The 24915-nt window shown below is 70.8% G+C and carries 20 protein-coding genes; 7 read left to right on the top strand and 13 right to left on the bottom strand.

All coding sequences use genetic code 11. From position 1 onward, the window contains the following. Positions 1 to 147: 147 nt before the first annotated feature. From AQJ30_RS27295 to thyX, 3 genes are all read right to left on the bottom strand, one after another. Complete coding sequence (locus AQJ30_RS27295) at positions 148 to 1833, bottom strand: ribonuclease J (protein WP_067239267.1); 1686 nt, start codon at positions 1831 to 1833, stop codon at positions 148 to 150. A gap of 156 nt (positions 1834 to 1989) precedes the next feature. Continuing rightward, positions 1990 to 2889: a 4-hydroxy-tetrahydrodipicolinate synthase gene (dapA, locus tag AQJ30_RS27290; RefSeq protein ID WP_067239265.1), complete on the bottom strand. Its 900-nt coding sequence runs from the start codon at positions 2887 to 2889 to the stop codon at positions 1990 to 1992. Positions 2890 to 3101: 212 nt separating this feature from the next. After that, positions 3102 to 3830 (bottom strand): FAD-dependent thymidylate synthase, encoded by a 729-nt coding sequence (gene thyX / locus AQJ30_RS27285; RefSeq protein WP_067239264.1) that lies wholly within the window; start codon positions 3828 to 3830, stop codon positions 3102 to 3104. Positions 3831 to 4043: 213 nt separating this feature from the next. Between thyX and AQJ30_RS27280 the strand changes: the two genes are divergently transcribed. Further along, on the top strand, positions 4044 to 4307 hold the full coding sequence (locus AQJ30_RS27280; protein ID WP_067239262.1) for a hypothetical protein: 264 nt from the start codon (positions 4044 to 4046) through the stop codon (positions 4305 to 4307). A 92-nt stretch (positions 4308 to 4399) separates the two neighbouring features. Then, positions 4400 to 4951 carry a YdbT family protein gene (locus AQJ30_RS27275; protein WP_067239260.1) on the top strand — a complete coding sequence of 184 codons (552 nt, stop codon included), beginning with the start codon at positions 4400 to 4402 and terminating at the stop codon, positions 4949 to 4951. 121 nt (positions 4952 to 5072) lie between these two features. Here AQJ30_RS27275 and AQJ30_RS27270 read toward each other — a convergent pair whose 3' ends face one another. The 5 genes from AQJ30_RS27270 to rpsO all read right to left on the bottom strand — a co-directional run bounded on the left by AQJ30_RS27270 (position 5073) and on the right by rpsO (position 10504). Then, positions 5073 to 5525 (bottom strand): tetratricopeptide repeat protein, encoded by a 453-nt coding sequence (locus AQJ30_RS27270; RefSeq protein ID WP_067239259.1) that lies wholly within the window; start codon positions 5523 to 5525, stop codon positions 5073 to 5075. An 8-nt stretch (positions 5526 to 5533) separates the two neighbouring features. Beyond that, positions 5534 to 6286, bottom strand: coding sequence for a 4-hydroxy-tetrahydrodipicolinate reductase (gene dapB, locus AQJ30_RS27265; protein ID WP_067239257.1), 753 nt, complete (start codon positions 6284 to 6286; stop codon positions 5534 to 5536). Positions 6287 to 6312: 26 nt separating this feature from the next. Further along, the gene (locus AQJ30_RS27260) at positions 6313 to 7692 is read right to left on the bottom strand and encodes a M16 family metallopeptidase (RefSeq protein WP_067239255.1); all 1380 of its coding nucleotides are present in this window, start codon (positions 7690 to 7692) and stop codon (positions 6313 to 6315) included. Next, positions 7689 to 9911, bottom strand: a complete 2223-nt coding sequence (locus AQJ30_RS27255) for a polyribonucleotide nucleotidyltransferase (RefSeq protein ID WP_067239253.1) — start codon at positions 9909 to 9911, stop codon at positions 7689 to 7691. Before AQJ30_RS27255 ends, AQJ30_RS27260 begins: the two co-directional genes overlap by 4 nt. Positions 9912 to 10213: 302 nt before the next feature. Next, positions 10214 to 10504, bottom strand: coding sequence for a 30S ribosomal protein S15 (rpsO, locus tag AQJ30_RS27250; RefSeq protein WP_067239252.1), 291 nt, complete (start codon positions 10502 to 10504; stop codon positions 10214 to 10216). Positions 10505 to 10821: 317 nt separating this feature from the next. On the opposite strand from rpsO, the gene AQJ30_RS27245 reads away from it, so the two are divergent. Then, on the top strand, positions 10822 to 11130 hold the full coding sequence (locus tag AQJ30_RS27245) for a DUF397 domain-containing protein (protein WP_067239250.1): 309 nt from the start codon (positions 10822 to 10824) through the stop codon (positions 11128 to 11130). A 60-nt stretch (positions 11131 to 11190) separates the two neighbouring features. Here the strand turns inward: AQJ30_RS27245 and AQJ30_RS27240 are convergent, their stop codons facing one another. Both AQJ30_RS27240 and eccD read right to left on the bottom strand, forming a co-directional pair. Next, positions 11191 to 12708 (bottom strand): outer membrane protein assembly factor BamB family protein, encoded by a 1518-nt coding sequence (locus AQJ30_RS27240; RefSeq protein WP_067239249.1) that lies wholly within the window; start codon positions 12706 to 12708, stop codon positions 11191 to 11193. Between the two features lie 143 nt (positions 12709 to 12851). After that, the gene (eccD, locus tag AQJ30_RS27235) at positions 12852 to 14366 is read right to left on the bottom strand and encodes a type VII secretion integral membrane protein EccD (protein WP_067239247.1); all 1515 of its coding nucleotides are present in this window, start codon (positions 14364 to 14366) and stop codon (positions 12852 to 12854) included. Between the two features lie 185 nt (positions 14367 to 14551). On the opposite strand from eccD, the gene eccCa reads away from it, so the two are divergent. Then, complete coding sequence (gene eccCa, locus AQJ30_RS39570) at positions 14552 to 18664, top strand: type VII secretion protein EccCa (protein ID WP_245727142.1); 4113 nt, start codon at positions 14552 to 14554, stop codon at positions 18662 to 18664. A gap of 146 nt (positions 18665 to 18810) precedes the next feature. Here eccCa and AQJ30_RS27220 read toward each other — a convergent pair whose 3' ends face one another. Together AQJ30_RS27220 and AQJ30_RS27215 are read right to left on the bottom strand one after the other, a co-directional pair. After that, positions 18811 to 19110: a WXG100 family type VII secretion target gene (locus AQJ30_RS27220; protein WP_067239245.1), complete on the bottom strand. Its 300-nt coding sequence runs from the start codon at positions 19108 to 19110 to the stop codon at positions 18811 to 18813. A gap of 72 nt (positions 19111 to 19182) precedes the next feature. Next, positions 19183 to 19527: a WXG100 family type VII secretion target gene (locus tag AQJ30_RS27215; RefSeq protein ID WP_245727141.1), complete on the bottom strand. Its 345-nt coding sequence runs from the start codon at positions 19525 to 19527 to the stop codon at positions 19183 to 19185. Positions 19528 to 20020: 493 nt separating this feature from the next. On the opposite strand from AQJ30_RS27215, the gene AQJ30_RS27210 reads away from it, so the two are divergent. The 3 genes from AQJ30_RS27210 (at position 20021) to AQJ30_RS38525 (ending at position 23544) form a co-directional block, all read left to right on the top strand. Beyond that, positions 20021 to 20557, top strand: coding sequence for a hypothetical protein (locus tag AQJ30_RS27210; RefSeq protein WP_067239244.1), 537 nt, complete (start codon positions 20021 to 20023; stop codon positions 20555 to 20557). Positions 20558 to 20658: 101 nt separating this feature from the next. Then, entirely contained in the window at positions 20659 to 22974 is a 2316-nt protein-coding gene (locus AQJ30_RS27205) for a hypothetical protein (protein ID WP_067239242.1), read from the top strand. A gap of 21 nt (positions 22975 to 22995) precedes the next feature. Beyond that, positions 22996 to 23544, top strand: coding sequence for a hypothetical protein (locus tag AQJ30_RS38525; RefSeq protein ID WP_159052395.1), 549 nt, complete (start codon positions 22996 to 22998; stop codon positions 23542 to 23544). Between the two features lie 50 nt (positions 23545 to 23594). Here the strand turns inward: AQJ30_RS38525 and mycP are convergent, their stop codons facing one another. Then, complete coding sequence (mycP, locus tag AQJ30_RS27195) at positions 23595 to 24893, bottom strand: type VII secretion-associated serine protease mycosin (RefSeq protein ID WP_079084327.1); 1299 nt, start codon at positions 24891 to 24893, stop codon at positions 23595 to 23597. Positions 24894 to 24915 lie beyond the last annotated feature (22 nt).

Here is a 24915-nt window from a genome sequence, read left to right as displayed (position 1 = left end):
TTTTCCACCCCTCCCGGGCGGTCCCGATGCTCGAAGCTGACCGGGTTCCCTCGGAGGCGGAGCCGTAAACGTACTGGAGCGGGGCGCCCCGATGCAAATCGAGGTGCCCCGCTCCGGGTTCGTACGGTCGGACGGGCCGACGGGGCGTCAGACCTCCACCACGACCGGCAGGATCATCGGCCGGCGGCGGTAGGTGTCGGACACCCACTTGCCCAGCGTCCGGCGGATCAGTTGCTGCAGCTGGTGGGGCTCGACCACGCCGTCCCTGGCCGAGCGCTCCAGGACTTCGGTGATCCTCGGGAGGACGTCGGTGAAGGCCGAGTCCTCGATGCCGGAGCCCCGGGCCTGCACGTGCGGGCCCCCGGTGATCTTGCCGGTGGAGGAGTCCATCACCACGAAGACCGAGATGATGCCTTCGTCGCCGAGGATCTTGCGGTCCTTCAGCGCCGGCTCGCCGACGTCACCGACGGAGAGGCCGTCGACGTAGACGTAGCCCGCCTGCACCTTGCCCGAGATCTTCGCCTTGCCCCCGACGAGGTCGACGACCACGCCGTCCTCGGCGATCACGATGCGGTCGTGCGGGACGCCGGTGAGGGCGCCCAGCTCGGCGTTGGCGCGCAGGTGGCGCCATTCGCCGTGCACCGGCATCAGGTTCTTCGGGCGGCAGATGTTGTAGAAGTACAGCAGCTCGCCGGCCGAGGCGTGGCCCGAGACGTGGACCTTGGCGTTGCCCTTGTGGACGACGTTCGCGCCCCATCGGGTCAGCCCGTTGATCACGCGGTAGACCGCGTTCTCGTTGCCGGGGATGAGGGACGAGGCCAGGATCACCGTGTCGCCGGAGACGATGCGGATCTGGTGGTCCCGGTTGGCCATGCGGGACAGCGCGGCCATCGGTTCGCCCTGGGAGCCCGTGCAGACCAGCACGACCTCGTCGTCGGGCAGGTCGTCCAGCGTCTTGACGTCGACGACCAGGCCCGGCGGGACCTTCAGGTAGCCGAGGTCGCGGGCGATGCCCATGTTGCGGACCATCGAGCGGCCGACGAAGGCGACCCGGCGCCCGTACTCGTGGGCGGCGTCCAGGATCTGCTGGATGCGGTGGACGTGGCTGGCGAAGCTGGCCACGATGATCCGCTTGCGGGCGCTCGCGAAGACCTGGCGCAGGACGTTGGAGATGTCGCGCTCGGGCGGGACGAAGCCGGGCACCTCCGCGTTCGTCGAGTCGGCGAGGAGGAGGTCGATGCCCTCCTCGCTGAGCCGCGCGAAGGCGTGCAGGTCGGTGAGGCGGTTGTCCAGCGGCAGCTGGTCCATCTTGAAGTCGCCGGTGTGGACGACCATGCCCGCCGGGGTGCGGATGGCGACGGCCAGCGCGTCCGGGATGGAGTGGTTGACCGCGACGAACTCGCAGTCGAAGGGACCCAGGCGCTCGCGGTCCCCCTCCACCACCTCGAGGGTGTACGGGCGGATGCGGTGCTCCTGGAGCTTGGCCTCGATCAGGGCGAGGGTCAGCTTGGAGCCGATCAGCGGGATGTCCGGCTTCTCGCGCAGGAGGTAGGGGACGCCGCCGATGTGGTCCTCGTGGCCGTGCGTGAGGACGATGCCCTCGATGTCGTCAAGGCGGTCCCGGACGGAGCTGAAGTCCGGCAGGATCAGGTCGATCCCGGGCTGCTCCTCCTCGGGGAAGAGCACGCCGCAGTCGACGATCAGCAGGCGGCCGTCGTACTCGAAGACCGTCATGTTGCGGCCGATCTCGCCCAGGCCGCCGAGCGGGGTGACCCGCAGGCCCCCGGCGGGGAGCGGCGCGGGCGGGCCGAGTTCAGGGTGCGGATGACTCAAAAGACTCTCCTCACCACGCACGCCACGTACCGGTCGGGCACGTGGCGCGCGTGACGTTCGTGCAGAAGCAGTTGTCGTTGTCTGGTGCAGGCACCGGTGGCCTGCGTATTCAGTTGTGGAGTCTGCGTGCGCGGGTCGGCGCGCGAAGTCTGGTGTTTAAAGCTGTACCCCGCCCGCGGCAAGATCGATCTTGAGCTGCTCGATCTCTTCGGCGGTGCACTCGACCATGGGCAGGCGCAGGGGGCCGGCCGGCAGGCCCAGGAGGCTGAGCGCGGCCTTGGTGGTCATGACGCCCTGGGTGCGGAACATGCCCGTGTAGACGGGCAGCAGCTTCTGGTGGATCTCGGCGGCCTTCTGGACGTCACCGGAGACGAAGGCGTCGACGAGGGCGCGCAGGTCGGGCGTGACGACGTGACCGACGACCGAGACGAAGCCGACCGCGCCCACGGAGAGCAGCGGCAGGTTCAGCATGTCGTCGCCGGAGTACCAGGCGAGACCGGAGCGGGCGATGGCCCAGCTCGCGCGGCCGAGGTCGCCCTTGGCGTCCTTGTTGGCGACGATCCTCGGGTGCTCGGCCAGACGGACCAGCGTCTCGGTGCCGATCGGGACGCCGCTGCGGCCGGGGATGTCGTACAGCATGACCGGCAGCCCGGTGGCGTCGGCGACCGTCGTGAAGTGACGGTACAGGCCCTCTTGCGGGGGCTTGTTGTAGTACGGCGTGACGACCAGCAGGCCGTGTGCGCCGGTGCGCTCGGCCGTGCGGGCCAGCTCGACGCTGTGGTGGGTGTCGTTGGTGCCGACTCCGGCGATCACGTGGGCCCGGTCGCCGACCGCCTCCAGTACGGCTCGTACGAGGTCCGCTTTCTCCGCGTCGCTGGTGGTCGGGGACTCGCCGGTGGTGCCGTTGATGATCAGGCCGTCGTTGCCTGCGTCCACCAGGTGGGTGGCGAGCCGCTGTGCGCCGTCGAGGTCGAGTGCGCCGTCCGCCGTGAACGGCGTGACCATGGCGGTGAGGACCCGCCCGAAGGGGGTCTGCGGAGTGGAGGTCGGAGCCATGGGTTACACGCTACTCGTTGCTCATCACGGGGTCTGCCCTCGGGGGGTCGCGACAAGTCCGGACAAAGGTGGAGCCCGGCACTGCCTGCTCGGGGGTTCAAGCAGTGCCGGGTCCGTTTGATCAGGCTAGATGAACTTCTAGAAATGCCGCAATACGGACACTTCGGGCGGTGGAACCGCACATGTGTACCGCGCGGGCACGCGGTGCCGCCTTACGGCGCCACGCGGCCGTTGGCGTTGTACGCGGCGTGGGTGAGCGGCATGAGCCGGGCCCACTCCGCCTCCATCTTCTCGCCCACCATCTCGATCTCCCGCTGCGGGAACGACGGCACCTTCGCCAGCTCGTGCTGGGTGCGCAGGCCGAGGAAGTGCATCAGCGAGCGGGCGTTGCAGGTGGCGTACATGGAGGAGTACAGGCCGACCGGGAGGGCGGCACGGGCGACCTCGCGCGCGACACCCTCGGCGAGCATCTTCTGGTACGCGGTGTACGCCTGCTCGTACGACTCCCGCAGGGTGTCGCTGACCGCGGCGTGCTGGGACGGGGTGCCCTCGACGAACTCGTACTTCCCGGGGCGGCCCTGCTGGACCAGCTTGCGGGAGGTGTCCGGGACGTAGAAGACCGGCTGGAGCTCGCGGTAGCGGCCGGACTCCTCGTTGTACGACCAGCCGACGCGGTGCCGCATGAACTCGCGGAAGACGAAGATCGGGGCACTGATGAAGAAGGTCATCGAGTTGTGCTCGAACGGGCTGCCGTGCCGGTCGCGCATCAGGTAGTTGATCAGGCCCTTGGAGCGCTCGGGGTCCTTGCTGAGCTCCGCCAGGGACTGCTCGCCCGCGGTGGAGACGCGGGCGGCGAAGAGCACGTCGGCGTCCGAGGCGCTGGACTTCACCAGCTCGACGGTGACGTCACTGCGGAACGTGAGCGACTCTGGGCTGGTCACGGGGGTGGGGGTCCTTCCATCACTGCTGCGGTTGGCCACCACCTTACGGGGCACCCGAGCGGGCCCGGGCACCCTCACCCGCTGGGGCACGGCCAAAAGATCTTGTCGGACATCGGCACCTTTTGTGTCACTCGCGCGTCTGAATCGGTGAGGTCCACGTGTTCGACCACAAACCCTGACAAGGACCCTGACAAGAAAAGGAGTGGCACTCCGATGTTCCGTCGGCGCGAGCCCGTCCCCTTCGCCTTCCTGGCCGAGGCGGAGCGGTTCCGCAGCAACGTCACCCCGCCCCCACGACAGCGCGCGTCCGCCGGTGAGATGGCCGGGCGCTGGCTGCTGGGGCTCACCATCGTGGCCGCGCTCGTCGGCGCGCTGGTCGTGGGGATGCCGGCGCTGTCGCTCGACCACTCGGTGCCCACGCAGCAGTCGCAGGCGTCCCAGTCGTCCGACTCGTCCCACCCGCCCCGGGGACACTGACTCCTGCCGGGGCCCGCGAAGGTGGTGAGCGGCGTCACGGGCGGATAACCTCACCGGTCACAGCTCCAGCATGGATCGAGTGAGGACCACCCGTGCCCCTGCCCTTCCTGACGGCCGATCACCCCTTCGAGGCCGCGGACGACGTCGCACTGCCCCACGACGACCACGAGCGCTGGCGGCGCCCCTACCGGCCCGGTCCCTGGCGGGTCGGCACGGCCGCGGTCCTGCTGCTACTGGCCTCCTTCGTGCTGTTCGCGGCGGTCGTCATCGCGCTCACCGGCTCCGTGTCCGAGGCGGCCACGGTCTTCGGGCTCTCGCTGTTGGTGATCGCCGGGGCGCTGCGGCTGCTGCGGATGGGTGTGTGGGTCAGCTCGCAGGGGCTGCGGCAGGTCGGGCTGCTCGTGACGCGGACGGTGCCGTGGAACCGGGTCGGCGCGGTGCGGACCGTGCAGCAGCCGGTGCGCTGGCTGGGGCTGCCGCGGACCGTGCAGGGGCAGGCGCTCGTCCTCGTCCGGCGGGACCACGGCGCGGAGGCCGCCGTACCGCTGCTGACCACGCACGACGCGGACTTCCTCGCGCGCTACGAGGCCTTCGACCGGGCCGCCGACACGGTCGAGGCGTGGGCCGCGGAGAACGCGGGCTGACGCCGCCCCCAGGACGCGCGGAGGGGCCGGTCCGCCGGGAGCGGGCCGGCCCCTCCGCTGCGCCCGGCCGGCTCCGCGCGCCCGTTCAGCGGCTGCGCGGCGCCTTGTGGGCGCGGGTGGCTCAGGCCTGGACGGGCTTGCCGTCGTGCAGGGCTATGGCGCGCTGCATGGCCTTGCGGGCGCGCGGGGTGTCGCGGGCGTCGTGGTAGGCGACGGCGAGGCGGAACCAGGTGCGCCAGTCGTCGGGCGCTGCCTCCGTCTCGGCCTTGCGCCGGGCGAAGACCTCGTCGGCCGACTCCCGGTCGATGCGGCCGCTCGGGGACCGGCGCAGCTCGTCGACGGGCAGGCCGCCCTCGGCGTCGAGTTCGGCGGCCAGGGCGTTGGCCCGGCGGACGAACTGGGTGTTCTTCCACAGGAACCACAGGCCGATGACCGGCAGGACCAGCACCGCCACGCCGAAGGTGACGGTGACGACCGTGCCGGACTGGATGAGCAGCACGCCCCGGCTGCCGACCAGGACGAAGTAGAAGACCAGGACGGCAGCCGTGACGAGGTAGGACAGCTTGGCTCGCATGATCCGGGTCAGCCCAGGTCCAGGAAGTGTTCCAGGCCGAAGGTCAGGCCGGGCGTCGTCACCACGCGGCGGGCGCCCAGCAGGATGCCCGGCATGAAGCTGCTGTGGTGCAGGGAGTCGTGCCGGACGGTCAGAGTCTCGCCCTCGCCGCCGAGGAGGACCTCCTGGTGGGCCAGGAGGCCCCGCAGACGGACCGCGTGCACGGGCACCCCGTCGACGTCCGCGCCGCGGGCGCCGTCCAGGGCGGTCGTGGTGGCGTCCGGCGCGGGGGCCGTGCCGGCCTTGGCGCGGGCCTCGGCGATGAGCTGGGCGGTGCGCGTGGCGGTGCCCGAGGGGGCGTCCACCTTGTTCGGGTGGTGCAGCTCGACGACCTCCACCGACTCGAAGTACGGCGCGGCGATCTGCGCGAACTTCATGGTGAGCACGGCGCCGATGGAGAAGTTCGGCGCGATGAGCACACCGGTCTGCGGGGAGCCGGCCAGCCACTCCCGGAGGCGGGCCAGGCGCTCGTCGGTCCAGCCGGTGGTGCCGACGACGGCGTGGATGCCGTGGCCCACGCAGAACTCGAGGTTGTCCATGACCGAGGCGGGCGTGGTCAGTTCCACGGCCACCTGGGCGCCGGCGTCGGTCAGCGCCTGGAGCGAGTCGCCCCGGCCGAGGGCGGCCACCAGCTCCAGGTCCTCGGCGGCCTCGACGGCCCGGACCGCCTCGGAACCGATCCGGCCCTTGGCGCCGAGGACCGCCACGCGCAGCTTGCTCATGTCTGTTGCTTCCTTTGCCAGGTGGGTCAGGCGACGGCGTCGTGCAGGCGCGCGGCCTGCTTGTCCTTCAGGGGGCCGATGACCGACAGCGACGGGCGCCGGCCCAGGACCTCGCGGGCCACCGCGCGGACGTCGTCCGGGGTCACGGCCGCTATCCGGGACAGCATGTCGTCGACGGACATCTGCTCGCCCCAGCACAGCTCGCTCTTGCCGATGCGGTTCATCAGCGCGCCGGTGTCCTCCAGGCCGAGGACCGTGGAGCCCTTGAGCTGGCCGATGGCACGGTCGATCTCGTCGTCGGAGAGGCCGTGCTGGGCGACCTGGTCGAGTTCGTCGCGGCAGATCTTCAGCACGTCGTGGACCTGGCTGGGCCGGCAGCCGGCGTACACGCCGAACAGGCCGCAGTCGGCGAACCCCGAGGTGTACGAGTACACGCTGTAGGCCAGGCCGCGCTTCTCGCGGACCTCCTGGAACAGGCGCGAGGACATCCCGCCGCCCAGGGCGGTGTTGAGGACGCCCAGGGCCCAGCGCCGGTCGTCCGTGCGGGACAGGCCGGGCATGCCGAGGACGACGTGCGCCTGCTCGGTCCTGCGGCCGACCAGCTCGACCCGGCCGGCGGTGCGCAGGGTGCGGCTGCCGCCGCGCGGGGCGAGGGGCACGGCGTCCGGGTCGCGCAGCGCCCCGGACTTCTCGAAGGCGGCGCGGACCTGGCGGACGACCTTCTGGTGGTCGACGTTGCCGGCGCAGGCGACCACGAGGTGGGTGGGGTCGTAGTGCTTCTTGTAGAAGCGGCGGATGCGGTCCGCGGTGAGGGCGTTGACCGTGTCGACCGTGCCGAGGACGGGGCGGCCGAGGGGGTTGTCGCCGAACATCGTGTGCGCGAACAGGTCGTGCACGCAGTCGCCCGGGTCGTCCTCGGTCATCGCGATCTCCTCGAGGATGGCGCCGCGCTCGACGTCGACGTCCTCCTCCAGGATCAGCGAGCCGGTGAGCATGTCGCAGACGACGTCTATGGCGAGCGGCAGGTCGGCGTCGAGCACGCGCGCGTAGTAGCACGTGTACTCCTTCGCCGTGAAGGCGTTCATCTCGCCGCCCACCGCGTCGAGGGCGGCGGAGATGTCCAGGGCGCTGCGCCGGTGGGTGCCCTTGAACAGCAGGTGCTCGAGGTAGTGCGTGGCGCCGTTCAGCGCGGGGGTCTCGTCGCGGGAGCCGACGTGCGCCCAGATGCCGAAGGTCGCGGAGCGGACCGAGGGCAGGGTCTCGGTGACGATGCGCAGACCGCCGGGGAGGGTGGTCCTGCGGACCGTGCCGGTGCCGTCGGTGCCCTTGATGAGGGTTTGGGTACGGGCGACGGCCCGCGCCTCCGAGGAGGTGCGGGCCGTCGCCGTGGAGCTGCTCGACGTCACTTGTCGGTGTCGTCCTTCGTGTCGTCCTCGGAGCCTTCCTCGCCCTCGATCACGGGGATGAGGGAGAGCTTGCCGCGGGAGTCGATCTCGGCGATCTCGACCTGGACCTTCTGGCCGACGCCGAGGACGTCCTCGACGTTCTCCACGCGCTTGCCGCCGGCGAGCTTGCGGATCTGCGAGATGTGCAGCAGACCGTCCTTGCCGGGGAGCAGGGAGACGAAGGCACCGAAGGTGGTCGTCTTCACGACCGTGCCCAGGTAGCGCTCGCCGACCTCGGGCATCGTCGGGTTGGCGATGCCGTTGATCGTGGCGCGGGCGGCCTCGGCGGAGGGGCCGTCGGCGGCACCGATGTAGATGGTGCCGTCGTCCTCGATCGTGATCTCGGCGCCGGTGTCCTCCTGGATCTGGTTGATCATCTTGCCCTTGGGGCCGATGACCTCACCGATCTTGTCGACCGGGATCTTGACGGTGATGATCCGCGGGGCGTTCGGGGACATCTCGTCGGGCCGGTCGATGGCCTCCATCATCACGTCGAGGATGTGGAGGCGGGCGTCGCGGGCCTGCTTGAGGGCCGCGGCCAGGACGGAGGCGGGGATGCCGTCCAGCTTGGTGTCGAGCTGGAGGGCGGTCACGAACTCCTTGGTGCCGGCGACCTTGAAGTCCATGTCGCCGAAGGCGTCCTCCGCACCGAGGATGTCGGTGAGGGTGACGTAGTGCGTCTCGCCCTCGATCTCCTGGGAGATCAGGCCCATGGCGATACCGGCGACCGGGGCCTTGAGCGGCACACCGGCGTTCAGCAGCGACATGGTGGAGGCGCAGACCGAGCCCATGGAGGTCGAGCCGTTGGAGCTGAGGGCCTCGGACACCTGGCGGATCGCGTAGGGGAAGTCCTCGCGCGCGGGCAGCACCGGCACGAGCGCGCGCTCGGCGAGGGCGCCGTGGCCGATCTCGCGGCGCTTCGGGGAGCCGACGCGGCCGGTCTCACCGGTGGAGTACGGCGGGAAGTTGTAGTTGTGCATGTAGCGCTTGCGGGTCACCGGGGAGAGGGTGTCCAGCTGCTGCTCCATGCGGAGCATGTTGAGGGTGGTGACGCCCAGGATCTGGGTCTCGCCACGCTCGAACAGCGCGGAGCCGTGAACCCGCGGGATGGCCTCGACCTCGGCGGCCAGCGTGCGGATGTCGGTGACACCGCGGCCGTCGATGCGCTTCTTCTCCTTGATCACGCGCTCGCGGACGAGCTGCTTGGTCAGGGAGCGGTAGGCGGCGGAGATCTCCTTCTCGCGGCCCTCGAACTCCGGCAGGAGCTTCTCGGCGGCGAGCGCCTTGACGCGGTCCAGCTCGGCCTCGCGCTCCTGCTTGCCCGCGATGGTGAGCGCCTGGGCGAGCTCGGTGCGCACGGCGGCGCTCAGCGCCTCCAGGATGTCGTCCTGGTAGTCCAGGAAGACCGGGAACTCGCCGACCGGCTTGGCGGCCTTGGCGGCGAGGTCCGACTGGGCCTTGCACAGGACCTTGATGAAGGGCTTCGCGGCCTCCAGACCGGCGGCCACGACCTCCTCGGTGGGCGCCTCGGCGCCGCCCTCGACCAGCTTGATGGTCTGCTCGGTGGCCTCGGCCTCGACCATCATGATCGCGACGTCGCCGTCCTCCAGGACGCGACCGGCGACGACCATGTCGAAGACGGCGTCCTCGAGCTCGGTGTGCGTCGGGAACGCGACCCACTGGCCGCTGATCAGCGCGACGCGGACGCCGCCGATCGGGCCGGAGAAGGGCAGGCCGGCCAGCTGCGTGGACGCGGACGCGGCGTTGATCGCGACGACGTCGTACAGGTGGTCGGGGTTGAGCGCCATGACGGTGCAGACGACCTGGATCTCGTTGCGCAGGCCCTTCTTGAAGGACGGGCGCAGCGGGCGGTCGATGAGGCGGCACGTGAGGATCGCGTCCTCGGAGGGCCGGCCCTCACGGCGGAAGAAGCTGCCGGGGATCTTGCCGGCGGCGTACATCCGCTCCTCGACGTCCACCGTCAGGGGGAAGAAGTCGAGCTGGTCCTTGGGGTTCTTGGAGGCGGTGGTGGCCGACAGCACCATGGTGTCGTCGTCCAGGTACGCCACGGCGGAGCCGGCGGCCTGCTTGGCCAGGCGGCCCGTCTCGAAACGGATGGTGCGGGTGCCGAAGGTGCCGTTGTCGATCACGGCTTCGGCGTAGTGGGTCTCGTTCTCCACTAGTGATGTCTCCTCGTCCTCGTCCCTGGCTGCCCGTGTGGCAGGGGGACGGTCGTGGAGAAGCGCGCCGTCTGGTGCGGGCCGGTCTTCGATCGAAGCACCCGGGGCTGTCGTTGCCCGGGGGCCACTACCGAGGACCGGCGGCGGCGAGGTGCGCTCCTCCTCTTCTTGTCATGCTGTGTCGCACGTCGTGCTTCCTGCCACCACATTACAAAGCGTGAGTGACAGTCCGCATGTTTCCGCACGTACGGCAAAGGGAGCGGTCCCCGAATCGGCACGGGAACCGCTCCCTCCACGGCGTGCTACTTGGCGCCGCCGGCCGCACCGCGGCGGATGCCCAGGCGGTCGACCAGCGCACGGAAGCGCTGGATGTCCTTCTTGGCCAGGTACTGGAGCAGGCGACGACGCTGACCGACCAGGATCAGCAGACCCCGGCGGGAGTGGTGGTCGTGCTTGTGCGTCTTGAGGTGCTCCGTCAGGTCGGAGATCCGACGGGAGAGCATGGCGACCTGGACCTCGGGGGAGCCGGTGTCGCCCTCCTTGGTACCGAACTCGGAGATGATCTGCTTCTTCGTGGCGGCGTCGAGCGACACGCGTACTCCTCATGATCTGTGGTGGCCACCGAGTGCCCCCGGTCTGTGTCTCGGGGGAGCTTCCGTGACTCGGAAGGCGGGGATCCGCTGGGCGCGACCTCCAGAACGGTGCGTTCCGGGGGTGCGTACACAAACGGCCGAATGCAAGAGTAGCAGCCCGCCTCGACGGACCCGTCCGCCGGCCCGCCCGGCCCCGTGGACCGGCGCCGCTGTACCACTCGAACGAGTGCGGTCGACGAGAAACCTCTGACCTGGACGAATGCTCCAAGTAGGGTAGTCGTACAGCTCGTTGCCCCGTAGGAAGGACCGGAGCCGCCATGGCCGATGAGACGGACGAGGAACGCAAGGCCCGCAAGGAACGCGAGCGGGACGAGCTGTACGCGCTCGACATCTCGGACGTGGAGTGGCACTGCGCGCCGGGCACCGAGGAGCACGAGGAGCGGGTGGAGATCGCGTACCTGCCCGCCGGCGCGGTCGCGATGCGCTCCTCGCTCGACCCGGACACGGTGCTGCGCTACACCGAGGCGGAGTGGCGGGCGTTCGTGCTGGGTGCCCGGGACGGCGAGTTCGACCTGGAGCCGGACGCGCGCGACGGCGGGGTGCCCGCGCAGGCGGACGCACCGTAGCCGAGGGGTACGGCGGGGGCGCTCGGTGGTGACACCGGACGCCCCCTTTTCGTCGGTGGCCTACTTCTTCGCCGCGCCGATGCCGAGCACCAGGTAGATCCACGCCTTCTTCTGGTCCTCGCCGGGCCCGTCCGCGGTCTTGGCGCCGAAGAAGACCCGCCCGTCCTGGACGAGGACGTCGTTGTCGTCGATCGAGGTGAGGGGCGCGGCCTCCGCGGGCAGCCCGAAGTAGAGGTAGGGCCGCTCGCCGCCGGTCTCGGGGTCCAGGCTCACCAGGGCGTGCGGGGAGATGCCGTCCTCGCTGGTGCGCAGGGCGAGCAGCTGGTGCCCGCTCATCCGCACCGGCCGCAGCAGCGCGTTCGGGCCGGAGTCGAACTTGCGGGTGGTGTTCCCGGTGGCCAGGTCGAAGCCGATGATCCAGTTGGACGTGCCCTGGTCGGTCTGGTCCTTGCTGCGCAGGAAGACCTGGCCGTCACCGACGGCGATGGTCGGGCAGTCGTCGATGACCAGGTAGTCGAAGGACGAGCACTCCCCCACGTAGGTGCCGCTCTGCAGGCTCACCGTGGCGCGGTTGCGGCCCTCGGCGTCCAGGGAGATCAGTTCGGTCAGCCCTGTGTCGCCCGCGGACACGCCGACGACGGGCGGCTCGGCGGAGGGCACGGCCAGGTCGCGGACGCCCTTCGCGGCGGAGTACGTCCACAGCGTCGCGCCCGTGGCGGGGTCGACCTTGCGCACGGAGTACGTCGTCCCGTCCCAGAGGTCGCTGGAGGGGGCGCCCTCCTTCCAGCACGTGCGCCGGATCAGCAGCCCGGCCCCTCCGGCGGCGCCGTCGTCCCGGCAGGACCCGGAGACCGTCGTACGCCACTTGCTGCGGCCCTCGGCCAGGTCGAAGGCGCTGGTGCCGCCGCCCCAGGTGACGGCGACGGTGTCGTGGGCGAGGGTGACGCCCGGCGTGCGCTGCGGGGAGCTGACGGAGTGGCCCGCCATGGAGACGGGGAAGGTGCGCTCCCAGACCTCGGTGCCGTCGTCGAGGTCGACGAGGACGACGTGGTTGCAGTACGCCCCCTCGCGGTCGCTGGCCTTGAACAGGACGGCGGTGCGGTGGTCGACGGTGACGTGCGGGGTGTAGCCGCAGATCGGGCCGTCGAGGCGAACCGTCCACTTCTCCTGCTTCTTGCCGGGCGCGGCATCCGCGCCGATCGGGTAGCCGGCCAGGGTTCGGTTGATGCCCTTGGCGAGGACGGTGTCGGTGGCCCACATGCCGGGCAGCGCGTAGTGCTCGCCGGGGCTCATGTCGTCCACGGAGAAGCGGAAGGCCATGGCGCCGGTGGTGGTGGCGGGGGGCTTCTCCACCGTCTGACGGACGTCGAGGGGGCCGGGGGCCGCTTCGCCGGACCTGCCGTCGGAGGGTGAGCCGCCGTCGCGGCCCCACAGGAGCCAGCCTCCCGTGCCGAGACCGGCCACGAGGGCGACCAGGAGCGTGACGAGCAGCCAGGTGCGGCGGCGGCGCTTCTTCTGTTCCGTCTGCGCGGTGACCGCGGACTGGGTGAAGACGGAGGGTGGTGGGCCGAAGCTCACGCTGGAGAATCCTTTCGTCAGGACGGGAGGCGGCACGCACGCGTGGGGCGGCGGACGAGCGGCGGGGACCGCACGCGTGGGGCGGCGAGGTCCGGGGCGGGGCACGTACGCGCGGTGCGCCCCGGGAGACGGTGGGCCGGGCGTCAGGTGCCGGCCATGGACCTGGCCGCCGCGTACACGTCGAACACGGCGAGCGCCAGCGGGACCAGGGTCAGCAGGACGAACGCCTCGGCGATCTCGAAGAAGCGTCCCCAGAACGGGGTGACGCCCCGGCGCGGGGTGATGAGCCCGACGGAGGTGACGACCGCGGCCGCCGCGGCGACGGCGGCCACCAGCCACACGCTGCGCACGTCGAGCGCGGCGGTGTCCCCGTGCAGGGCGTCGTGCCAGGACGACCGCGGCGGGTTCAGGGCGAGCCCCAGACCGAGCGCGACGAGACCGGCGAGGCCCGCGGCCAGGGTGGCCGCGACCTGCGCGGTGTAGCGGAACAGGTGGGCCCGCATCAGCATGGCGACCGCCCCCGCCAGGGCCAGGAGCTGCGCCCAGGGGTCGTCGGAGGAGCCGAGCACCAGCGAGGCGCCCACGCTGAGCAGCGCGCAGCCGCCGACCAGGCCGACGAGGAGTTCGTGGCCGCGGCGGGCCTGGGCGGCGACGCGCTCGGCGTCCACCGGTCGCTGCGCCGTCGGCTCCTCGTCCGCGTAGCCGCCCGACGGGGTCGGCGGCTCGTAGCCGACGGGCAGCCGCGCGAACCGCACGGACAGGCCCGGCAGGAACGCGAGCGCGCACACGGACAGCGGCGCGCACACGGCGGCCGTCTCCACGGGCTCGAAGCCGGCGAGGAGCGCCACGAAGGTGACGACCAGGGCGACCGCCGAGGCGAACACGAACGCCACGAAGGGGCCGTCCCCGCCGGGTGACACGAGCGTGAGCACCAGGGCGGCCAGCAGCACGAAGGTGCAGGCCAGCAGGAACTGGAGCCGTCCGACGCCCTGCCCGTCGGACGGCGGCAGCAGGCCCGACCCCGCGACGGCGACGTTCGGCAGCGCCCCGAGCCCGAGGGCGACCGCCGACGCACGGTCGTCGTACACGCGGGCGCGGACGCAGGCGAAGGTCACCAGGAAAACCCCGGCGACGGCGGCGAGGACACCCTGCAGGCCGTGCATGTCGTGGCGGGTCTGGGAGCTCCAGGCCATGAACGCGAGCAGCGCGGGCAGCACCCCGCCCGCGACGAGGCCCGCCACGCGCGTGTGCTCGCCGCTCCACAGCGTGCGGTCGCGCGTGACGGCGGCGGCCACCACCTCGGCGACGTCGTCGAAGACGGCCGGCGGCAGCGACTGGGCGAACGGGCGCAGCGTGAGCAGTTCGCCGTCCAGGATGCGCTGGGCCGCGAAGGACCGGGCGCTGTCGAGGACCGTCCCGTCGCGGCGTACCAGGTGGTAGCCGACCGGGGCGCCCTCGGCGGGGCGCTGCCGCGACAGGCGCAGGACCTCCGGGTAGAGGTCCGCGACCGGGACGTCGTCGGGCAGGGCCACGTCGACGCGGCCGTCGGGCGCCACGATGGTGACCCGGCAGAAGCCGGACCGCGTGCCCGCCGGGAACGGGGCCGCGGTGCCGGGTCCGCCGCTCGCGCCGGTCGGCGCGGAGGCCGTCGTGCTCACCTGTCGTCTCCCCCTCGTCAGTGCGTACGGCCGGGGCCGGTTCGCACCTGCTCACAGGTTTTCACCCGGCACCTTATCGCCCGCCGATGTCGGTGACGGTCAGTAGGATCGCGCTGCGCGACCGACGTTCCCCGGACACGGGGCGGGGGGCCGAACGGGTCGGGCGGACCAGGGAATCGGTGCGAATGAGCCACGTCGTCGTCAAGCGTCCGCCGCGGACGCTGCCGAAGGAAGTGCCCACGGAGGAGGTCGTCCTCCAGCCGCCGCCGGAGCTGCCGCGGGGTCAGCGGGAGGGCGCGCTCCTGCAGTTGCTGCCCATGCTCGGCATGGGCGGCTCCGTGGTGTTCTTCTTCAACCCGCAGGCCCAGCCCTTCATGAAGATCATGGGCATGGTGATGGTGGCGTCCACCCTCGCCCTGGGCGTCTCGATGCTGGTCCGCTACCGCCGGGGCAACATCGGACAGTTGGCGGACCTGCGGCGCGACTACCTCCGCTACCTGTCGCAGGTGCGGCGTGCCGCGCAGGACACCGCGCGGGCCCAGCGCGACGCCCAGTTCTATCTGCACCCTTCGCCCGAGCAACTGTGGGCGCTGGTCGCCGAGGGCAGCCGCGTGTGGGAGCGGCGCTCCGGCGACGAGGACTTCGGGCAGGTGCGCGTCGGCCTCGGGGTCCAGCCCCTGTCGACCCCCCTGGTGCCCCCGCAGAGCGCGCCCACCGACCAGCTGGAGCCGATGACCGCCGGCGCGGTGGAGCGGTTCGTCGCCACCCACGGCCTGCTGGAGGACCTGCCGATCGCCCTGTCGCTGCGGGCCTTCTTCCACCTGACGATCAGCGGTGATCCGGCCACGGTGCGCGGCGCCACGCGCGCGGTGACCGCCTCCCTCACCGCGCTGCACTCCCCCGCGGACCTGGTCGTCGCCGTCGCCGCGGCGCCGGAGTCCGCGCCCGAGTGGGAGTGGGTCAAGTGGCTGCCCCATGCGCAGGCGCCCGGGCTCGCGGACGGCGCCGGCAGCGTCCGGCTGATCAGCGCCGACCCGCTGGAGCTCGAGGACCTGCTCGGCGCCCGTCTGCAGGGGCGCCCGCGCTTCCACCCGGCCGGGCCGCCCGTGCCCGAACAGCCGCACGTCGTGGTCGTCCTGGACGGTGTGTCCCTGCCGCCGACCTCACTGCTGGCGAGCCCCGAGGGCCTCCAGGGCGTCACCCTGCTCGAGGTCGTGCCCGGCGAGCTCGCCCACGGCCGCGGCGACCTCTCCGTCGTCGTACGGCCGACGAGCCTGCTGCTGGAGTCCGCACAGGGACCCGCCTACGAGGGCACGCCGGACGTCCTGTCGTACGAGGCCGCCGAGGCGCTGGCCCGGCAGCTGGCGCCGTTGCGCGTGGCGTCCGGCGGGGACGACGACGAACCGCTGCTGGCGAGGCTGGAGTTCACCGACCTGCTGGACCTGGGGGACGCGGCCGCCGTCGACCCCCGGCACACCTGGCGGCCGCGCGGGCAGGCGGAGCGGCTGCGCGTGCCGATCGGCGTCGGCGAGGACGGCCGTCCCGTGCTGCTCGACCTGAAGGAGGCGGCGCACGAGGGCATGGGGCCGCACGGCCTGTGCGTCGGCGCCACCGGCTCCGGAAAGTCGGAGCTGCTGCGCACCCTGGTCCTCGGCCTCGCGGTGACCCACTCCTCCGAGACGCTGAACTTCGTGCTGGCCGACTTCAAGGGCGGCGCCACGTTCGCGGGCATGGCCCACCTCCCGCACGTGGCCGCGGTCATCACCAACCTCGCGGACGACCTCACCCTGGTCGACCGCATGGGCGACTCCCTGCGCGGCGAGCTGAACCGCCGTCAGGAGATGCTCCACGGCGCGGGCAACTACGCCAACATCCACGCCTACGAGAAGGCCCGCGCGGCCGGCGCCCCGCTGCAGCCGATGCCGTCCCTGGTCCTGGTCATCGACGAGTTCAGCGAACTGCTTACCGCCAAGCCGGACTTCATCGAGGTGTTCGTGCAGATCGGCCGGATCGGCCGCTCGCTCGGCGTGCACCTGCTGCTCGCCTCGCAGCGGCTGGAGGAGGGCCGGCTGCGGGGCCTGGAGACCCACCTGTCGTACCGGATCGGGCTGCGGACCTTCTCCGCCGCCGAGTCGCGCGCGGCGCTCGGCGTCCCGGACGCCTACGAGCTGCCGAACGTCCCCGGGTCCGGGCTGCTCAAGTTCGGCACCGACGAACTGGTGCGCTTCAAGGCCGCCTACGTCTCCGGCGCGTACCGCTCCGGCGCGCCGCGCGTGTCGTCCGGCGGGCTCCTCCCGGCGGACCGCAGGCCCGTGCTGTTCACGGCGGCGCGGGTGCCGGTGGGGCGGGGGGTGCTGCCGCACCAGCGGGGGGCGTCGGGTGACGGGGCGGGGGTGGCTGGTGGGGCTGGTCCTGGGGCTGGTGCTGGTGCAGCTGGCGTTGCTGGTGTTGGTTCCGGTGCTGATGTGGGTGGTGGTGCCGGTGGCGGTTCCGGTGCCAGTGGCGGTACCGGTACCGGTGCCGGTTCCATTGACGATGACGCGCTCGCGGACACCGTGCTGGACGTCGTCGTGCGCCGGCTGGAGGCGCAGGGGCCGGCGGCGCACCAGGTCTGGTTGCCGCCGCTGGACAGCCCGCCGTCGCTCGACGCCCTGCTGCCCGGCCTCGCGCCGGTCGCGGGCCGCGGTCTGACCCTGCCGGGGTACGAGGGCGCGGGGCGGTTCGTGGTGCCGGTCGGCATCGTCGACAAGCCCTACGAGCAGCGGCGCGACCCGCTGTGGGCCGACTTCGGCGGGTCGGCGGGCCACATGCAGATCCTCGGTGGGCCGCAGTCCGGGAAGTCGACGCTGGTGCGCACGGTCGTGGCGTCGTTCGCGCTCACCCACACACCGCACGAAGTGCAGTTCTACGCGCTGGACTTCGGCGGGGGCGGCCTGTCGGCGGTGGCCGGGCTGCCGCACGTCGGCGGGGTCGCCTCCCGGCTCGACCCGGAGCGCGTGCGCCGCACGACGGCCGAGGTGTACGGCATCATGAACCGCCGTGAGGAGTACTTCCGTTCGGCCGGGATCTCCTCGGTGGCCGACTTCCGCGCCCGTCGCGCGCGGGGCGACATCCCGCTGACCGACCAGCCGTGGGGCGACGTCTTCCTGGTGATCGACGGCTGGGGCGCGTTCCGCACGGAGTACGAGGCGCTGGAGCCGGTGGTGCTGGACATCGCGGCCCGGGGCCTCGGTTTCGGCATCCACCTGGTCCTCACGGCGTCGCGCGCGATGGAGGTCCGCGCGAACCTCAAGGACCACCTGATGAACCGGCTGGAGCTGCGGCTCGGCGACGCGATGGACTCCGAGTTCGACCGCAAGGTCGCGGCCAACGTGCCCACGGGTGTCCCCGGGCGCGGACAGACGCCGCAGAGGCAGCACTTCATGGCGGCCGTCCCGCGGATCGACGGCCTGTCCTCGGACGCCGACCTGCCGGACGCGACGTCGGCGCTGGTGGCCGAGGTGGGCCGGCACTGGCAGCAGCCGGGTGCTCCCGGCGTACGGCTGCTGCCGCGGTCGTTCGCCGCGGACCGGTTGCCGTCCGGCGACCGCTTCCCGGAGCGGGGCGTGTCCTTCGCGCTGGACGAGGACCATCTCGAGCCGGTCTTCGTGGACTTCGACCAGGACCCGTTCTTCCTGGTGCTCGGCGAGAGCGAGTCCGGCAAGTCGAACCTGCTGAGGCTGCTCGTCCGGCGCCTCGGCGAGCGCTACGACGGCGACCACTGCAAGCTGTTCGTCGTGGACAACCGCCGTTCGCTGCTGGGCGTGACACCGCCCTCGCACCTGGCCGAGTACATCCCCGTGTCGAACCAGATGCAGCACCACATGGACGCGCTGGCCGACCTGATGCGGCGGCGCACGCCGACGGCGGACGTCACGCCGGAGCAGTTGCGGGAGCGGAGCTGGTGGCGGGGGCCGACGGTGTTCGTCGTCATCGACGACTACGACCTCGTCGCCACGTCGAGCGGCAATCCCCTGGCGGGTCTCACGGAACTGCTGCCGTTCGCGCGGGACGTGGGGGTGCGGTTCATCATCGCGCGCTCGACGGCGGGCGCGGGGCGGGCGTCGTACGAGCCGTTCATGCAGCGCATGAAGGAACTCGGCGCCCAGGGTGTCGTCCTTGCGGGTGACCCGGCGGAGGGCGACCTGCTGGGCGGGGTGCGGCCGCGGGCGATGCCGGCGGGGCGGGGGATCTTCGTGTCCAGGCGGCGGGGGAAGCCGATGGTGCAGGTGGGGCTGGCGGGGGAGGTCGGCGAGTGACGGTGCGCGGCGGCGGCAGGTGAGTGGGGACGGTCGTCCGAGCGGGAGACAGGAACGGTGGGCGTCTCCCGCGCACGCCCACCCAGGGTCCTGCTCAGCGGCTCACCGTCGGGTGCGCCTCGGCCGGCGTCAGCCGCCGGTACGGCTCACTGGAGGTAGCCGGCCGCCTTCTTGTCGCCCTCCATGTACGTACCGCCCGACTGTCCGACCACGTGACCGATGCCGGTCAGCGCCTGGTGGATGTCGTCGGCCTCCTTCTTCCAGCGGGCGAGCTTCAGGTCGAAGGCGTCCTGGGCCTCGCCCACCCAGTACTGCTTGCTGCTCTCGACCATCTTCCTGAGCTCCTCCAGGTCCTGCTCGAGGAGCTTCGCCTCGTTGGCGATCCTGGTGGCGGCGAAGTCTAGTGCGTTGTAGGTGACGTTCAGTCCGTCGTTGTTCCGGCTCATGCGCTGGTCCCTCTGCTCTCTCGTGGGTGCCCGACGGCGTGCGGTGGACTGGTGGCGGGTGTCCGCCGGGGCTCACATCGACGTGAAGGGGGAGACGGTGGGCGCGCCGTCCTGGAGGTTGATCTTGTTGACCGCGGCGCGGACCTCGTCCTCCTTGGAGTCCTTGATGGTGCGCGCGGTCGTCATCGCCTCGATGACCTCGCCGAGAATGCCCCCGATGGCGCGCAGGGACTGGTTGATCTCGAACTGCTTCGCGTCGAACGCGGCGCGGCCGATGCCGTCCCACTGTCCTTCGAGGCTGTCGATGACGCCCTGCAGGCCGTGCACGCGGGCGCGGATGCTCTCGTACTTGGTGTACATGTCCTGCTGCAGCTTGACGACCGCTGCGTCTTCGAGTTTCTGGCTCGGGGTGGACACGGTGAGCCTGCCTTTCTCCCGTGGTGCGGGGGTACGTCGAGTGGTCGGCGTGGATCGGTGCGGCGCTGACGTGGTGGGCCCGGTGGGCAGGCCGGTGACGGGGCAGGCGACGCGCGGGTGTCCTGCCGTCCGGCGTGCGCCGGTGTGCGCCGGTGTGCGCCGGTGTGCGATCGCACAGCGCGGCGGTCCCAGCACACACCGGCACCTTACCCACGTCGGGCACCGACCCCAACTGGGACATGAGCCACGTAAGTTACGGGCTCACGGGTCGGGGAGCGCGGGGCCGGGCGGGAGCTTGGCCTGAATGATGCGGTGGTCAGGACGGTGACGGGCGTGCGCACCGCACGCACCGTCAGTGGCAGTTGCTAGCTTGTGCCGCGAGGGGTGGGCCGGGGCAGCGGCGGCCCGCCCGGAGGCAACGCTGCCCGACCGGCGGGGGGGAATCGCGGGCAGTGCGGGCAGCGCGGGTTCACAACGGGGAAGGTGTCCGGCCATGGCGTGGGACGAGTGGGAGCAGTTGAAGACCGAGGCGCTGCGGCAGCGCCGGGACTCGGCACACATGCGGCTGAACGGCGCGGATGCCGGTGGTTCCGGCGGTGGTGGCGGTGGCGCTCACGGCTCCTCCGGGGCGCCGGGCACGTACGGCGTGCTCAAGGCCAGCCAGAAGGACCTCGCCGCGCTGGGCAGGTCGGCGCACACCCTGTACAACGACCTGTGGGACCGGGCCCGGGTGGCCGTCCCCACGAGTGATTCCGCGGCCACCGACTTGACGCAGCAGGGCTTCGCCCTCGGAGCGGGTCTCCAGCACGTGTCCACGCGCTGGGAGGAGCAGCTCAAGTCCCTGATGGACGCGTGCGCGCACATCGCGAACCACATGCACGTCACGCGCGCGCTGCACGACGGGGACGACGGCTACATCGCCCGGCGGACCAGCAGCATCGCCCCGCTGGACGCCGGGTTCGACGAACGGGTCGGGGAGCCGGGGCGGCCGAACGGGGTGTACGGGGAGCAGAGCAAGAAGAAGGGGTAGGGCCACGGCGGTGGTAGCTGTCGGGCCTGCCCCGCGCGTTTAGCGCCGCCTCTCCCCCTCCAACTCCGCCCGCTCGACCGGCCCGATCCAGGGACGACCCCATGAACTTCGAGACGCTCTTCCACGCCAGCTTCAGCCTCCTCGACGACGCCGTCACCGACTGGGCGACCCTCGTGCGGAACCTCGGCGAGCTGAAGAAGGACGCGGAGACCGACCTGCACCAAGCGGCCATCAAGGCCAACTGGGCCGGGATGAACCAGCAGGTGAGCAAGGAGTTCATCGGCACGACGGCGGGCGAGTTCGCGGACGCCCACACCCAGGCGAGCACCATCCACCGGATCCTCGTCGACACCCTGGGCGAACTGAAGGGCTACCACCGGCAACTCACCACCGCCGTCGAGAACGGCCGGAGGAAGAGCCTCTCCGTCTTTCCCTCGGGTGACGCCTTCATGGTCACGTCGAGCGTCCCGCCGCAGACGGCAGCCTCGAGCGGGCCCGACCGGACGGCCGACGTGACCGCACTCCGCGACGAGATCCAGGGCATCCTCGACAAGGCCACGGAGAGCGACAACTCCGCCGGCACGGTCCTCAAGGCCCTGGCGGACCAGAGCAAGCTGGGGTTCTCGGATGCTCGGTACAAGGACCGGGACAGCGCGGCGGCGGCCCTCGAGAAGGCGGACGAACTGGCCAGGCTCGCCAAGAAGGACCCCGCCGATCTCACCGTGAAAGAGTTCGACCTGCTCACCACCGGTCTCAAGAACTACAGCGCCGATCCTCTCTTTGCCGAGCGGTTCGCCACCGATCTCGGCCCCAAGAAGACGCTCGACTTCTGGACGGGGATCACGGATCCGCGCAACTGCGACATCGACGCCAACCGCCGGGAACAACTTGACGACCTACAGCGGGGTTTGAGCCTCACCTTGGCCAGTGCATCGCAGAGTGACTCCGTCGCGATGAGCTCTTGGAAGCGTGACATGATCGGCCTCGGCGAGGCGCGGGCCGGAGGGAGCAGCTTCGGCCCCATGGGCTTCCAGGTGATGAGCAACCTCATGCGGGTCGGCGACTACGACGACCGGTTCCTGAAGGACTACGGCACCCGCCTCATGGAGGCGGAGCGGCAACTCACCGGCGATGGTGCACATCCCAACCGCGCTTGGCAGTTCGGTGGAGCAGGCGGTGTGGGCCAGTACCTCAACCGTATCGGCGAGGACAGCGGCGCCGATCCTGTCACGGGCTACCTGCGAGGTCTCTCCAACAGCCCGGATGCAGCCGCGGACTTCTTCAATCAGACGTATGTGTCCAAGGACGATCCGAACAACCCGTTCGAGCGAGACTCCGACGACGAGAACTCGTACAAAGGGAGGGTGTCACTCTCCAACTTCCAGTACCTGTTCGAGGAGCGCGACTGGCCCCGTGAGACCAGTCCGGACGGCGAAGGTCTGCACACCGGACAGAACTACCTGGCCATGGCCCTGGAAGCAGCAACCACAGGGCACCCAGCGGGTGAGATGCCAACCATCGAGACGCCCGCTCACAACGATCAGCAGGCCAGGCTGTTCAACGCCATCGTTTCCTCAGTGGCGGATACCCCCGAACGCCTCACCGAGCACGAGTACATGTCGGACAGCATGGGTCAAATGGCTGCGGAATATTTTCCTGACATCAATCGGGCCATGTCCGACGTCTCAAGGGATTCGGACTCGTGGGCCGGGATCGAAAAGCTCTACCCGCTGACCGGAACCGACGCCGCGCTGAATCACCTGGACGTAACCAAGTTCATCTTCGCTGTAGGGCAGAACGACGATGGTTACGCGGCCCTCGAAGTCGGCCAGGAGGCTTACATGGAGAAGCTCATGTACCACCACCTGGATCCGGGCCTCTCAGCCGATCAGCGCTTCTCCGGGGACGCGGAAACGACGGTCAAGTACTTCTCGGAGCGGTCGGGTGAAGTGTCCGGTGTACTCGGGCTCGCCCGTCAGGAGGCCATCGGGAGTCCGGGGTCGGACGAGGACAAAGCTTTCGACTACTCCGTCTCGCAGTACAAGAACGCCATTTCTGGCGGTGTCGGTACCGCTGTAGGGGTTGGCACATCGTTCGTCGCCACCCCCTGGGTGGGGGCACTCGCCAGTGGTGTTGCCGGAACAGGCACCAGTCTTGTCCTTGAAGCCGTTTTCAAAGACGCCGAGGGACATCACTTGGAGGAGGCGTACCAGAAAATGGGTGACAGCTGGCAAGCCGCGCTCAGCATGAACAATGAGTACGTGAGTACTGCAGCTCGCGGCGCAGCGGACCACTACCACTTGCATAACGCGGAAGACATCGACACCTGGTCCCGCGAAGGGGCTCGCCAAGGCTTCATCAATGCGCGTGCCGTCCTTGGCGGGCAAGCTCCCGGCAGCCAGAACAATCCTGGATAGCTCCGACCTAGCGGGCACATAATGAAGAGATCACTCAGCGGTGCACGACGACGGCGCCTGTCGGCTGTCGCCGGGGCAGCCGTCTTCCTTGTCGCTCTCTCAGCATGCACAGGGGATCAAACTGAAGCCGAGAAAGATTACGTAGCTCCTCAGTCGGCCTGCGGAGCACCCATCAACGCGAAGGCGCTCTCGGGCTTCCTCCCCTCGGGGAAGAAGGTGACCGTCGAGGCGACCTCACAGACAGGGGCGGCATCCAAGTGCGCCATCTCCGTCGACGGGAAGTTGGTCGTCCAGACGTCATGGGAATGGTGGAACGACATGGCCACCTTCGAGTTCGCTCGCGGCATGACCCTAGATGACCCGGACAAGAGGACGGACGACGGCCGATACCTCTACTCGGGTTACCAGGCTTTCGGGAAAGCAACCGAGTGCGAAGGTGGTCAGCGGAAGGATCAGGTCCTGTTCACCGCCATCCAAGCTGTAGGGACGCGGCATCGGGACGACACAGCGATGAAGCAGCTCATCATCGACTACACACAGGCAGTGGAGAAGTCGCCGATGTGCAGGTGATGGCGCGATTCGACGACGGCAACGAGAGGCGAGGTCATGTCGCAGCGCGTTTACCGCCCCACCCCCCGCCGACGCCGCCCATCCCGCACCGCCACCGCCACCCCGCCCAGCGCCGCCGCCCCCACCGCTCCCCCGATGACCACGTACGTGCCCAGGCGGGTGGTGCGTTGTTCGGGGGATTCGCCCAGGTGGAGGGGGGAGATCGTCGGGGGTTCGGGCGGGGGTGGGCCCTCCTGGGGGTGGGGGGAGGTGATCGGGTGGGACGGGTCGGTGGCGGTCAGGGCCTTGAGTGGGTCGACCACGCCCCAGCCGACCAGGCGGTCGTGGCCCGGGATGGAGCGTTCCGCCGTCTGTTCGATCTGGGCGACGATCTCCTGGGCCGTCCAGGAGGGGTACGCCGACTTCAGGAGCGCGGCCACCGCCGCCACGTACGGTGCCGAGAAGCTCGTACCGTTGTCGGAGCAGTGGCCTCCGCCCGGGACCGTCGAGACCATGTCCACGCCGGGGGCCGCCACGTCGACGAAGTCGCCGGACTGGGAGAACGGGGCGCGTTCGTTGTTGCGGTCCGAGGAGGCCACGGCGAGGACGCCCTCGTACGACGCCGGGTAGGTCGGCTTGGCGTTGCCGCCCAGGCCGTCGTTGCCCGCGGAGGCGACCACCACCACCTGCCGGGCGAGGGCGTGGGCCACGGCCTGCGCCAGCTGCGGGTCGGGTTCCACCGCGTCGGCCGTGTCCTGGGAGATGTTGATGACGTCGGCGCCGGCGTCCACCGCGTAGTCGATCGCGTCGGCCAGGGAGGTGGCTGTGCCGTCGCCCTCCGCGTTGTTCTGGGCGATCGGGATGATCGTGGCGCCGGGGGCGAGGCCCACGAAGCCGGTTCCGTCCGCGGGGCGAGCCGCGATGATGCCCGCCACGCGCGTGCCGTGGCCCACGGGGTCCGTGGTGCCGTGCGCGTTGCCGCGCTCGATCCTCTCGCCGCGGGCGTTCGTCGGCGGGAGGTAGTTCCTGCCCCTCGACGCGTCCACGGCCTCGGTCAGTTGCGGGTTCCTGACGTCCACGCCCGTGTCGATGACCGCCACCCGGACGTTCCGGCCCGTCGAACGGGCCCACAGGGCATCGAGGTTGACCCGTTGCAGCGCCCAGGGCCTGCCCGCGTACGGCTTCGACGGGAACGTGCACGGAGTGCCGTCCGCCGCCCGGGCGGGAGCGGCCGGGAGCAGCGTCAGCAGGACGAGTGACGTCGCCGCCGCCAGTGCCTTGACGACGGCCGGCGTGAGCAGCGGCCGTGCAGGCGCTTCGAAGCGAGGTCGCGCTCCGCCCCTCGCGACGGAGTCACGGGTCGTCCTCATGAGCGTCACCCCTCCGCGTCCG

The organism is Streptomyces longwoodensis (assembly GCF_001514125.1).
Lineage (GTDB): Bacteria > Actinomycetota > Actinomycetes > Streptomycetales > Streptomycetaceae > Streptomyces > Streptomyces longwoodensis.
The sequence above is the reverse complement of the archived record's forward strand: the minus strand, read 5'-3'. Positions and strand labels throughout refer to the sequence as shown.